We start from the raw sequence: 13247 nt of genomic DNA, 5'->3' as shown, positions 1-13247 counted from the left end.
GTCGAATTTCCCGGGAGGCTCTTTACCTGTTCTTAACACCATTCGTTTGCCACCCCCTGGCAATAAAAAAACCCACCTCCTTAACGCCCTTCTGAGCGGACCTGATCACCCTTGAGAAATTCCAAAAAAAACGTCAAACAGTAAAAAGGGGAAACAGCCAGTAAGCCGCTGGCCTTCGCAAGTTCTTCAGTTAACAAAACGTGAAGAGTCCTCTCGTCTCGATTGCCCCGTTGCTATATTGATTTGCTTTACGGCACGGCCGGACGAGAAAGCGAATGGGCGCGATCTCCGACGTCGAGCTGACATCGGTCGTTTGTCGAGGCTGATCGACAACATTGGAGAGGCGCGAAATCATGAAACTTGCTCACCGTAAATCTGGGTTTACCCTCGTCGAGTTACTGGTCGTTATCGCGATTATCGGCGTGTTGATTGCGCTGTTATTGCCGGCCGTGCAACAAGCCCGCGAAGCGGCCCGTCGCATGCAGTGCACCAACAATCTAAAACAGATCGCACTGGCGACGCACAACTTTCAAGACACCTACGGCTATATCGTGTTTGGCGGTCGCGACGGATCGCTAACGGATCCCATCGACGAATGCTGCACTTCTTCGACCGTGGAAGGGTGGAGCTGGTCGTTTCATCTAACGCCGTTTCTCGAACAGCAAAACATCTACGACCTAGCCGACTACGCTCATCCGATTGGAACTCTGAACGTGGTCGCGCAAGCTGGAGTCGACTCGTATTACTGTCCTTCGCGGCGCGCTCCCACGGCTTACGGCACCGGGCTCTACTACCGGGGCGACTACGCCGGCAGCGGCGGCGAGCGGACTCAAGGAAATATCCGTTCGGCAGGCAGCGTCGGCGAACGTGGCGTAATTCGTAACCTCGCGACCAACAGCAAACTGGCGATCGAGAAGATCCCGGACGGCTCGTCCAACACAATCATGTTTGGCGAAAAGGCGCTCCACCAGGATTCTCACGGCAGCGAAGGTGGAGACAACGAACGCTGGAACAACCCCGGCTGGGACGAAGACAACATTCGCTACGGAAGTCATGTCGACAGTAGCGACAACGTCGTTCCGCTGAATCCGATCCCCGACGCCTTCGCCCCGTACAAAGATAGCGCGGACAAATGGGGTTTCTACGACAAGCCGGAGCTCGGCTTGGGGATCTACACCAATTGGCATCCCTACTTCGGCTCGTCGCACAGTGGCGGCATGAACGCCGCCTTCGCCGATGGTTCGGTTCAGTTCATCGCGTTCAACATTGATGGCGAGATGTTCCGTCGCGCCACCCTTACCGACGATGGCGAAGTCCTAAACCTGGACTAGTAGAAGTTCTCGTAGTCGGGCGTAGATCGCCCACCTCCGCTCCCACACTCCATTTGATACGGCGAAAACAAAATGGCCATGTTACGCTTCGCGATGCTTTTTTCGGTCGTCACGCTCGCGATTGGTTGCGGAGGCTCCGCTTCCAACACTCCGCCAGAGATGACGATGGAACTGCAAGAACGGATCAAAGCGGAAGACGCCGCAGTTGAAGATGCCGAACGCGCAGCAAGCAATTCCTACAAACCTGCGAAGAAGAAATAGCCCTGCGAGCGCCGCGGCCTGACCGCGGCGCAATCGTTCTTCGATCAAAATCTCATTCTTACCAAGGACAATTCATTGACGATTGTCGGACGAAGCTCAGGTAAAACGGCCGGTTTTACTTTAGTAGAACTACTGGTTGTGATCGCCATCATCGGCGTTCTAATCAGCCTGTTGCTACCGGCCGTGCAACAAGCCCGCGAATCGGCCCGTCGCACTCACTGCAGCAACAACCTGAAACAGCTCGGTCTGGCCGCACACAACTTCGAATCGACCTACGGACATCTCGTCTGGGGCGCACGTGACGGCCTCTTGACCGACTTGACGACTGAATGTTGCACCGCACTTACGGTTGAAGGCTGGACCTGGAGCTTTCATTTTTTGCCGTTCATCGAACAGCAACACCTGTACGATCTAGCCGACTACGACGATCCGGCAGGAACCCAAGACATCGTCGCCCAGAACTTCGTGGAAGGTTTTTTCTGCCCCACCCGGCGCGCTCCCACCCCCTATGGTTCGGGCTCAGCCTATCGCTGCGACTACGCAGGCAACGCCGGTGAACGAACCCAGGGGAACGTTCGCAACTCGAGCAATCTCGGCGAGCATGGCGTGATTCGCCACCGCAACAATACCAAGGGGGAACTGACGATCGAACGGATCCGAGATGGATCTTCGAATACCATCATGTTCGCGGAAAAGGCGCTCCACCCCGAAGCTTACGGCACGGAAGGGGGCGACAACGAGCGCTGGAATAACAGCGGCTGGGACGAAGATAACATTCGCTTCGGCAGCCATGTCGATTCGTCAGACAACGTCACCCCGCTTCCCCCCATCGCCGACCGAGACGCGCCGAATCCAAACGACAGTTGGAATTTTGGGAAGGCGAGCCTCGGCTACAACGGAACCTACGGCGAATGGCAGCCCTATTTCGGTTCGTCTCACAGCGCCGGAATCAACGCGGTGCTGGCGGACGGCTCGGTTCGCTTCATCCCGTTCACGATTGACGGAACCGCCTTTCAAAACGCTTGCTTGGCCGACGACAAACAAACATTCTCTTGGGACTAGTCGTTCGCCCATCAGGCCCATCGCTCCAAAGACTCGCGCTACAAACGCGAGTCTTTCTTTTGCGCTAGGAAGTCGCGCAGCTACTCAATCCAACCGCCGCCAATCACCTGGTCGCCGTCATAGCAGACCACCGCCTGACCCGGCGCGACGCCGCGGCGCGGCTCGTCAAAGGTGACCGCGATCCGCCCTTCCGGCAAACGTTCGACCGTCGCGGGAGCGTCGTCGCTGTTGTAGCGAATCTGGGCGCGGCAGCGGATCGGGCCTGCCGGCAAGTCGACCAGCCAATTGCAATCGCGGGCCGTCAGTTCGGTGCGGCCAAGCTCCTCTTTTTCGCCAATCACGACGCGGTTGGTATCGGGCTCAATCCGTACGACAAAGCGGGGTTCGCCAAGCGCGACGCCCAACCCCTTCCTTTGGCCAATGGTGTACTTTTCGATCCCGTCGTGCGTACCGACCACTTCGCCGCTGGTGGTGACGATATCGCCGGCGGTTTGCAGATCCGAGCGGCGGGCTTTGATGAATTCGTCATGCTTGCCAGAGGTGACGAAGCAGATTTCCTGGCTATCTTTCTTGTCAGCGACGCGCATCCCAATTTGCGCCGCCATTTCGCGAATTCGCGACTTCTCAAAGTGTCCAACCGGCAGCAGCATCCGCCGCAGATAGTCGCGCTCGATGCCGAACAGCACGTAGGTCTGATCTTTGCCGGGATCGACGCCGCGCACCAGCCGCGGCAGTTGCCCGTCGGAATCGGCCAGCAACCGAGCATAGTGGCCTGTAGCGACGTATTCCGCATCGACGCTGTCGGCGTAGTCGAACAGTTTGCCAAACTTAATCCAGTTGTTGCACATCACACACGGATTGGGGGTTCGGCCGGCGACGTACTCTTCGACAAAGTAATCGATGATCTGGCCGAATTCTCTCTGCAGGTTCAGCGCGTAAAATGGGATGCCTAGGTTATCGGCAACGCGCCGAGCGTCAGCCGCATCGCTAGCACTACAACACCCCTGCTTATGGTCGGGTCGCTCATTAAGGATTGGCAAAGCCGATTGGCCGTCGATCTGACAGCTGGCGATGGGAGACTCCTCGCCATGACGCATGAACACGCCAACTACTTCATGCCCCTCTTCTAGCAAGAGATGAGCGGCGACGCTGCTATCAACACCCCCCGACATAGCCAGAACAACACGCGCCATCAGACCTAAAACCTTACGAAATTGCCGCAGACTACCTACTTCGCTAGTCTACTCCCCAAGAATGATCAATCCTTTGAATTATACAGGCTATTACGAATAATGCGGCCGATCACCCTCAGCCGATAACCCTCCCGTCGAGATTGTTGTTTGTCCGATCTCTCTTGAAGAGCGCAATCCTCACCTGGCGGCCGCCCCTCCTGTACTGCCGCTGCTCGGACAGGCCATATCAAGACACTTAACCCACTACCGAACATGATACGACTCCCGGAAGCACGTGGCTCGCGCCTGGCGCCTTTGACCGGCATGTCCGCCGAAGCGCTCCATCTTTGGAGCATTCCGCTTCGCGCCGGCAAGTCGCAGGTCGCCCAACTGCGCGCAGTGCTATCTGCCTCGGAGCGAGAAAAAGCGGACAGCTTTCTGCTCGAAGCTCAGACCGTACGCTACACCATCTGCCGTGGCGCGGTACGCCAGATCCTGGCCGAGTACCTGCAGCTCTCGCCCAATCAGCTCGCACTGACCACGGGAGAATTCGGCAAGCCGCTGCTGGAACATCGAGATTCAATCTGGTTCAACGTCAGCCACTCGGGCGATTTGGCTGTGCTGGCCGTTTCGACGATTGGTGAAGTCGGCGTCGATATCGAGCAGGTCCGCCAGATTCGGGGTCTGTCGCGGATGATCGATCGCTGCCTAGCCCCGTACGAGCGTCCCGAGGTGCTCCGCCTGCCGTCGGCCGAACAAGATCGCCAGTTTTTGCGGTATTGGACGCACAAAGAGGCGTATTTGAAGACGTTTGGCGTGGGGATCCGCCGTCCGCTGGAAAAGCTGGAAATCGACCTGTCCGCCCCGCCGGCGCGTCGGGTGATTGACCACGGCGACCGCTCGGCGCAAGAAAGGTCGGCTTCGATCACCGAATTCTGCCCGGCTGAGGGATATGTCGGCGCGATTTCGGTCTGCGGCTCGATTCCCGCGGAAATTGCCGCCCAGGCATGGGTCGGTGGTCGCTTCCGGGCCCAACGTGTAGGATAAATCCTTTACGGAATGACGTGAGAGGACCTACATGACAAGCGACAAAGCGGCTGCTGGCGCCTCCGCCACGGCGGAAGAGATCCAAGAATGGATGGTCGCCTATCTTGCCCGCGAGCTGGATACGGCGCCCCAGTCGATCGACGTGACGGCGCCGTTTGAATCGTTTGCGCTCGATTCGGCGTCGGCGATCGGGATGACCGGCGACCTGGAACAATGGCTCGGACGCCGCATCGACCCGACCGTCGTCTACGATTACCCGACGATCGAAGAATTCTCCGAATACTTGGCCGAACAGCGATAAACGCCGGCCGAAGGCAAGGACGCAACCGGCGCAGGTCAAAAACCGTAATATCGCTACAATGACGTCAAGGCTTGCGCCGCTCGCCAGTCCGCTCCCCTTTCGGACGAGCCCTATTTGGCCGTCATTTTCAAGCCACGACGTAGATTGATTACCGCGATGCATCTACCTCACTCGCCGATCGCCGTGGTGGGCGTCGGTTGTCGTTTCCCTGGCGCCTCCGACCCAGCCGCCTATTGGGAACTCCTTGCCGGCGGCGTCGACGCGATTCGCCAGACGCCGGCCGATCGCTGGGACGTTGATGCGCTCTACAGCAGCGAACCAGCGACGCCCGGCAAAACCAGCACCCGCTGGGGCGGATTTTTGGACGACGTCGCCGACTTCGATCCCGCCTTCTTTGGGATCTCGGGGCGCGAAGCCGAGAAAATGGATCCCCAGCAGCGGCTGCTGCTGGAAGTCGCCTGGGAAGCGCTCGAAAACGCCGGCGCCCCGGTCGACAGTCTGGCTGACTCGCCGACCGGCGTCTTTGTCGGCATCAGCAACAGCGACTATGCCCGGCTGATGTTCCGCGGGCTTGATTCGCTGACCGCCTACAGTGCGACCGGCACCAGTCTCTCGATCGCCGCCAATCGCCTGAGCTACGTCTTCAACTTCCGCGGCCCCAGCGTCGCGATCGATACGGCTTGCAGTTCGTCGCTGGTCGCCGTTCACTTGGCCTGCCAAAGCCTGCAAAGCGGCGAGAGTAACCTTGCCCTGGCTGGCGGCGTCAACATGATCCTGACGCCCGAGGGGACGATCACCTTCTCGCAGGCCCGGATGATGTCGCCCGACGGCCGCTGCAAGACCTTCGACGCCAAAGCGGATGGCTACGTCCGCGGCGAAGGGTGCGGCATGGTCGTGCTGAAACGCCTGGAAGAGGCCGAGCGCGATGGCGACCAGATCCTGGCCGTCGTTCGCGGAACCGCCGTCAATCAAGATGGTCTCACCAACGGGCTGACCGCCCCCAACGGCCCGTCGCAGCAAGACGTGCTGCGGGCAGCGCTGGCCGATGCAAAGCTGGAGCCGCACGACGTCGAGTACATCGAAGCGCACGGCACCGGCACTTCGCTAGGCGACCCGATCGAAGTCCGCTCGGTGAAAAGCGTGTTGGCCGTCGATCGCCCTGCCGACAAGCCGCTGCGGATCGCCTCGGTCAAAACCAACATCGGCCACTTAGAGTCGGCCGCTGGCGTCGCTGGTTTGGTGAAGTGCATCCTTTCGCTCAAGCACCAGCAGATCCCGCCCCACCTCAACTTCAGCGAGTTGAACCCGTACATCGATCTGTCGGACGCCCCGATCGAAATCCCGCTGAAGCCGACCGATTGGAAATCGCAGCCCGGTGAGCGCATCGCCGGCGTCAGCGCCTTCGGTTTTGGCGGCACCAACTGCCATGTCATTGTCGGCGACTACGCTGGCGGCAAGGCCAAGGAAACCTACGCCGACTTCCAGCGTCCGCAGCATGTGGTGACCCTGTCCGCCGCCAGCACCACCGGTCTGGCCGAAGTCGCCACGCACTACGCTGATTTGTTGTCAGAGCAAGCCGATCTCGACGTAGCCGACTTCGCCTATTCGGTCAACGTCGGTCGCTCGAAGCTGGAAGCCCGCAAAGGCCTGATCGTCGACTCGCGGGAAGCGGCAATCAAGCAGTTGCGCAAGATCGCCGAAACGGCGCCGAGCAAAGAAAGCGGCCCCAAACGCCGCAAAATGAAAACCGCCTTCCTGTTTACCGGGCAAGGCTCGCAGTACTTCGGCATGAGCAAGTCGCTCTACGAAACGCAGCCAATCTATCGCGCGACGCTCGATCGCTGCGCCGAGATCCTGGCGCAGTACGACGTGCCGCTGCTGGAGATCTTATTCGGCGCCGACGCCGACGCGGTCAATCAAACGGCCTACACGCAGCCGGCGCTGTTTGCGGTCGAGTACTCGCTGTTCGAGCTGTGGAAGTCGTGGGGCGTTGAGCCCGACATGGTGATCGGACACAGCGTGGGCGAGTATGTCGCCGCCTGTGCGGCTCGCGTCTTTTCGCTGGAAGATGGCCTGAAGCTGATCGCGCTGCGCGGCAAGCTGATGAACTCGCTTCCGGCCGGAGGCGGCATGGCCGCGATTTCGGCCGGTCCGTCAGTCGTCGATCCGTTGATCGCCGCCAATCCATCCAAGCTGTCGGTCGCCGCCTACAACAGCCCGCAGCAAACGGTCATCTCCGGCGAAATGGCCGCGCTCGACGCGGCGATCGCCGAGTGCGAAAAGCAAGGCGTTCGTGCGACGCGGCTGACCGTTTCGCACGCGTTCCACTCGCCGCTGATGGACCCGATCCTCGACGAGTTTGAAAAAACGGTCGGGCAAATCGAACTTCACCCCGCGGCAATTCCACTGGCCGCCAACCTGACCGGCCAGTGGGCTGGCGACGAAATCACCACGCCGACCTACTGGCGCAATCATCTGCGCGAAGCGGTTCGTTTTGGCGATGGCATGACGCTGTTGGGGAAGAAGGGCGCCAAGGTCTATATCGAGATCGGCCCCAACCCGATTCTGACCAGCCTAGGCCGCGCGACGCTCGACGGCAAAGACTTGAACTGGCTCTCGTCGATGCGAGCCAAGCGGGACGAGTGGCAAACGTTACTCGGCTCGCTTGCGCAACTATTTGAGCTGGGGGGCAAGATCGACTGGCAAGGTTTTGAAGCCGGCTACGCCCGCACCAAGATCGACCTGCCGACGTATCCATTCCAACGATCTCGCTTCTGGGCGCCCGACAGCGCCGGCCCGACCGACAGCGGCGGATACGTCAGCACCGCCACGTCGCCGATCGTCGGCGGTCATCCGCTGTTGGGTCAGCTGCATCCGACAGCGCTCGACGAAAAACTGTACGAGTCGACTCTCTCGGCGTCGCGCCCCAACTACCTGCGCGATCACCAACTGTTTGGGCAGCCGGTTTTCCCGGCGACCGGCTACATCGAGATTGCGCTGGCCGCCGGTCGCGCACATTTCGCCGCCACCAACGTCGCCGTCGAAGGACTGAACATCCATCAGCCGCTGGTGCTCGACGACGCGATGCGGTCGGTGCAAACGCTGATCACGCCGGGCGATTCGGTTTGCGATTTCCGCATTCTCAGCCGCGAAGCCTCGGGCGAGTCGGACGCCGTCTGGAAGCTGCACGCCTCCGGCAAGGTTGCGCTAACCGACGCCGCCCCTGCCGAGCTAAAACTGCAAGACGTCTACTTCAAGATGGAAGGGGAAGTCGAGGTCGACGAGTTTTACGCGGCCTGTCGCGCCAGCGGACTCGACTACGGCCGCGCCTTCCGCGGCATCAAGAAGATGGGGACCGGCGGCGATGACGCACTGGCCGAAGTCTCGCTTGCCGCGCAGCAGAAGAGCGACGCCTCGCATTACGCGATCCATCCGGCGCTCTTGGACGCTTGTTTGCAGACGGTCGGCGCCTTGGTCGCCGATCAGGTTGACGCCGATTCAACCTTCGTACCGATCGGCGCCGCGGCGGTGCATCTCTTCGCCCCGCATTCGCCCGCCCACGTGATCTGCCATAGCTGCATTACCGAGCGGAAGAGCGGCCGTTCGCCCCAAGTCGTCGCCGACGTCATCCTGGCCAATGAAGAAGGGGAGCAACTCGCCGAAGTTCGCGGCCTCCGCCTGATGCGGGTCTCGCGACAAGATCTGCAGCAGCGTCTGCATCATCATGTCGACAGCTGGCTGTACGAAGTGATCTGGCGCGATACGCCGCGGATCGGTTCGCCGCTTTCGGTGGACGAAACGCAAACGCCGGTCTGGCTGGTCTGGGCTGATGACAAGAAAAGCCCGCTCGCCGCTTCGCTCCACAAAGAGCTAACCGATCGCAAACAGCGGTGCGTGATCGCCTCGCGTGGCAAGAAGCTGAAAGTAACCAGCGACGCGGCCGAAGTTGCAACCGGCGATCCGACCCAGTTTGAATCGCTGTTTGCCGAATTGAAGCTCTCGGCCGATAGCCCGCTGCGCGGCGTCGTGGTGCTGGCCGACGATTGCGACAACGCCGATACGCAAGCGGCGCAAGCGACGCTGCATCTGACGCAGGCTCTACTAAAGCTTGAAGATCAAACTCCGCAGCTGACCCTGGTCACGCAAGGCGCCCAACAAGTCGCCGCCGATTGTGGCGTCGCTCAGCCGTCAGGCACAACGCTGTGGGGACTCGGTCGCGTTATTGCCGCCGAAGCGCCAAAGCTCTCCTGCACGCGGATCGATCTCGACCCGGCTGGCGCCGAGAACGCCGCTCGCCTGTTTGGCGAACTTTGGGTGCCTGACAAAGAAGTCGAGATCGTCCTTCGCAGCGACAAACGCTACTCGTCCCGACTGGTATCGGCCGCTGACGCCAAGCGGGGACAACTCGCGATTCCGTATGGTCCGTACAAGCTGGGCCTGCAGAAGTTTGGCCTGATCGATCAACTGACGCTCCGTGAGTTCGCCGTTAGCGAGCCGGGCGAGACCGAAGTCGAGATCGCGGTGAGCGCCGCGGGGCTCAACTTCCGCGACGTGCTGCGGGCCCTTGGCATGCTGCAAGAGTACGAAAAAGAGATCGGCATCCTCAGCGAAGCGGACGTCACGTTCGGCTTTGAATGCTCAGGCGTCGTCACCCGCGTCGGCGACAAGGTGAAGTCGTACAAACCAGGCGATACGGTGATCGCGCTGGCGACCGCTAGCATGGCGAGCCACCTGACGATCGATCAGAATTACGTCGCTCCCCGTCCGACCAAAATGTCGCACGAAGAAGCGGCGACCTTGCCCCTGGCCTACCTGACCGCCTACTACGGCCTGGCCAAACTGGCGAAGCTGAAGAAGGGCGAGCGTGTGCTGATTCACGCCGCCGCAGGCGGTGTGGGACAAGCGGCGGTCGCCATCGCGCAAGCGGCCGGCGCCGAGGTCTTCGCCACCGCCAGTCGCGGCAAGTGGGACTTCCTCCGCTCGCTTAGCGTTGAGCATATCTACGACTCCCGCACGACCAGCTTTGCCGACAAGATCCTGGCCGATACCGATGGCGCCGGCGTCGATGTCGTGCTCAACAGCTTGAACCAAGACTTCATCCCAAAAAGCGTCGAAGTGCTGGCCGAGAAGGGACGCTTTGTCGAGATCGGCAAGATCGGCATCTGGACGAAGGAACAATTCGCCGAGGTTCGCCCCAAAGCGAAGTACTTCCCGTTTGACCTGGGTCAAGAAGAACGCAATGACGTTGGCCTGATCGCCAAGCTGCTGGGCGAACTTGGCCCACAGTTTGACTCGGGCGAGCTGCGACCGCTGCCGATGGAAGTCTTCCCGGTCGAGAAATCAGTCGAAGCGTTCCGTCACATGCAGCAGGCCAAGCATCGCGGCAAAGTCGTGATCGGCATGGCCCGGCCGCTGAGCGAAACGTCGCTGGTTAGCGGCGATGGAACCTACCTGATCACCGGCGGTCTCGGCGCCCTCGGCTTGGAAGTCGCCGCGTGGCTGGTCAGCCGCGGCGCCAAACGCCTGGCTCTGGCCAGCCGTAGCGGCAAGCCGAACGAAACAGCCGCCGAGCGGATCGCAGCGTGGCAAAGCGAAGGCGTCACGGTCGAGTGCGTTGCGCTCGACGTCGCCGATGCCGAGAGCGTCGCCAAGTCGATCGCCGCCATCAACAAGCAAAACCAACTGGTCGGCGTGATCCACGCCGCCGGCGTGCTTGACGATGCGACGCTGCCGCAACAGTCGTGGGAGCGGTTCCAGACCGTCTTCTCGTCGAAGGTCGACGGCGCGTGGAATCTGCACATGGCGACTGCCGAGTTGCCGCTGGAGATGTTCATCACCTTCTCGTCGCTGGCGGCGGTGATTGGTTCGCCGGGACAGTCGAACTACGCGGCGGCCAATGCCTTTATGGACGGCTTGGTCAAGTATCGTCGCGGGCAAGGGCTGGCTGGGCTCAGCATCAACTGGGGCCCCTGGTCCGGCGGCGGCATGGCGGCCGATCAGGATCACACGAAATGGGCCAAGCTCGGCGTTGGCGTCATCTCGCCGCCGGAAGGATTGTTCGCCCTAGAGCAAATCGTCAGCGATCGCTTGAGCGCCAATGCCGGCGTCTTCCCGATCGACTGGAGCAAGTTCCTTAAGCAGTTCTCCCGCAACAAGCACCCGCGGTTGCTCGACCAGCTGGCGACTCTGCATCGCCGCGCAACGGTCGCCGCCGCTGGCGCTGTCGCCGGCGGTTTGAAAGGTCAACTGGCCGCCGCCGGAGAAGAAAAGCGAGCCCGACTGATTGCCGACTACGTCGCCGAAGCGGTCGGCAAGACGCTGGGCGTCGCCGCCGCCCAACTCGACCGCAGCAAGCCGTTAGCCGACATGGGCCTCGACTCTCTGATGGGGATCGAACTGAAGAACGGGCTCGAGTCGGAGCTGGACATCGAAATCCCGATGGAGAGCTTCTCGGAAGAAACGACCGTCAACAGCCTGGCCGTCGCGGTGCAGGAAGTACTGGGGATCGAAGGAGACGTCTCCGCTGATTCCAATAGCGGCGAATCGCCCGCCGCGCCGGTCGCCAACTCGCAGCAAAAACGTTCGATCGACGAGATCGGCCCCGGCGACTACGATGTCCGCGAGTTCCCTGAGGTTCGTGAGCTGGAAACGCGGCTCGGAACGTTCGCGCGGATGGGGGTCGAGAATCCTTACTTCGACATCCACGAGAGCGTTACCCGCGACACGGCCGTGATCGGCGGCCGGGTGATGATCAACTTCTCCAGCTACAACTACCTTGGCTCAAGCGGAGCCCCGGAGGTTGACGCCGCGGCTAGGGCGGCGATCGACCAATACGGCACCAGCGTCTCGGCCAGCCGAATCGTCAGCGGCGAAAAACCGATCCACGGCGAGCTAGAGCAGGGGATCGCGAAGTTCCTGGGGGTCGAAGACGCGATCGTGCTGGTCGGTGGTCACTCAACCAACGAATCGACGATCGGCTATCTCATGAAGCCGGGTGACTTGATCCTGCATGACGAACTGTCGCACAACAGTTTGATCCAAGGCTGCATCTTGTCCGGCGCCCAGCGCCGCGCCTTCCGCCACAACGATTTTGAAGCGGCCGAGCGGATGCTGGCCGAATCGCGGGGCAACTATCGCCGCGTGCTGATCGTCGTCGAAGGCGTCTACAGCATGGATGGCGACTATCCCGATCTGCCGAAGTTCATCGAGCTGAAAGAGAAGTACAAGGCGATGCTCTTCGTCGACGAGGCGCACTCGATCGGCACGATGGGCAAAACGGGCCGCGGCATCTGCGAACACTTTGACGTCGACCCCAACCGCGTCGACATGCTGATGGCGACCCTCAGCAAAACGTTCGGCAGCTGCGGCGGCTACATCGCCGGTCGCAAGCAACTGGTGAAGTTCCTCAAGTACACCGCCCCAGGCTTCGTCTTCAGCGTCGGCATTCCACCATCGAATGCAGCGGCCGCACTGGCGTCGCTCCGTCGGTTAGAAGCGCATCCGGAGATTGTCGCCCAATGCTCCGCCAACTCGGCGCTGTTCCTGAAGCTCGCCAAAGAACGCAACCTGAACACCGGCTTCGGCCAAAACACGCCGGTCGTGCCGGTGATCATCGGCAACTCGATCCGCGCGCTGAAGCTGTCGCGGAAGCTGTACGCCCGGGGAATTAACGTCCAACCGATTCTCTACCCGGCCGTCGAAGAAAAAGCGGCCCGCCTGCGGTTCTTTATCACGTCCGAGCACAAAGAAAAACAGATCCGCGACACGGTCGATGCGACGGCGGAAGAACTGGCGAAGCTGGAAGCCGAAGGTTAATCGTAGCCCGAGGCGCGAGCCGAGGGAATTCGGCCGCAAGCACCAACCAAGGCATGCAGGTGCAAGTCCACTCCCAAACCAACACCAGGCCGCAATCCCTTCTCCATCTGCGATCATCTGCGTAAATCTGCGGTTCAAGAACTCTGCTGGCGAAGGATGGAACCGCAGATGTACGCAGATGGTCGCAGATTACAGAAAATGTCTTGTCTGTCTTGCTCGAGCCCAACGGGTTGAGTCGGCCTCGCCGCATCCCCCAAA

Annotated in this window: 6 protein-coding genes; 5 read left to right on the top strand and 1 reads right to left on the bottom strand. The window is 60.8% G+C overall.

Annotation, left to right across the window (positions count from 1 at the left end):
- The first annotated feature begins 353 nt into the window (after positions 1–353).
- Together Enr8_RS12535 and Enr8_RS12525 are read left to right on the top strand one after the other, a co-directional pair.
- The gene (locus Enr8_RS12535) at positions 354–1331 is read left to right on the top strand and encodes a DUF1559 domain-containing protein (protein WP_146432011.1); all 978 of its coding nucleotides are present in this window, start codon (positions 354–356) and stop codon (positions 1329–1331) included.
- 336 nt (positions 1332–1667) lie between these two features.
- On the top strand, positions 1668–2654 hold the full coding sequence (locus Enr8_RS12525) for a DUF1559 domain-containing protein (RefSeq protein WP_222434864.1): 987 nt from the start codon (positions 1668–1670) through the stop codon (positions 2652–2654).
- 80 nt (positions 2655–2734) lie between these two features.
- On the opposite strand, the gene mnmA is transcribed toward Enr8_RS12525, so the two are convergent.
- Complete coding sequence (gene mnmA, locus Enr8_RS12520) at positions 2735–3847, bottom strand: tRNA 2-thiouridine(34) synthase MnmA (RefSeq protein WP_146432005.1); 1113 nt, start codon at positions 3845–3847, stop codon at positions 2735–2737.
- Between the two features lie 252 nt (positions 3848–4099).
- Between mnmA and Enr8_RS12515 the strand changes: the two genes are divergently transcribed.
- The 3 genes from Enr8_RS12515 to Enr8_RS12505 all read left to right on the top strand — a co-directional run bounded on the left by Enr8_RS12515 (position 4100) and on the right by Enr8_RS12505 (position 12989).
- A complete protein-coding gene (locus Enr8_RS12515; protein WP_146432003.1) occupies positions 4100–4873 on the top strand; it encodes a 4'-phosphopantetheinyl transferase family protein in 774 nt (257 codons plus the stop codon).
- A gap of 31 nt (positions 4874–4904) precedes the next feature.
- Positions 4905–5174, top strand: a complete 270-nt coding sequence (locus Enr8_RS12510) for an acyl carrier protein (RefSeq protein WP_146432001.1) — start codon at positions 4905–4907, stop codon at positions 5172–5174.
- A gap of 156 nt (positions 5175–5330) precedes the next feature.
- Positions 5331–12989 carry a type I polyketide synthase gene (locus Enr8_RS12505; protein WP_146431999.1) on the top strand — a complete coding sequence of 2553 codons (7659 nt, stop codon included), beginning with the start codon at positions 5331–5333 and terminating at the stop codon, positions 12987–12989.
- The last annotated feature ends 258 nt before the right edge of the window (positions 12990–13247 follow it).

The organism is Blastopirellula retiformator (assembly GCF_007859755.1).
Lineage (GTDB): Bacteria > Planctomycetota > Planctomycetia > Pirellulales > Pirellulaceae > Blastopirellula > Blastopirellula retiformator.
Note: the sequence above shows the minus strand (reverse complement) of the source record. Positions and strands in the feature narration are given on the sequence as shown.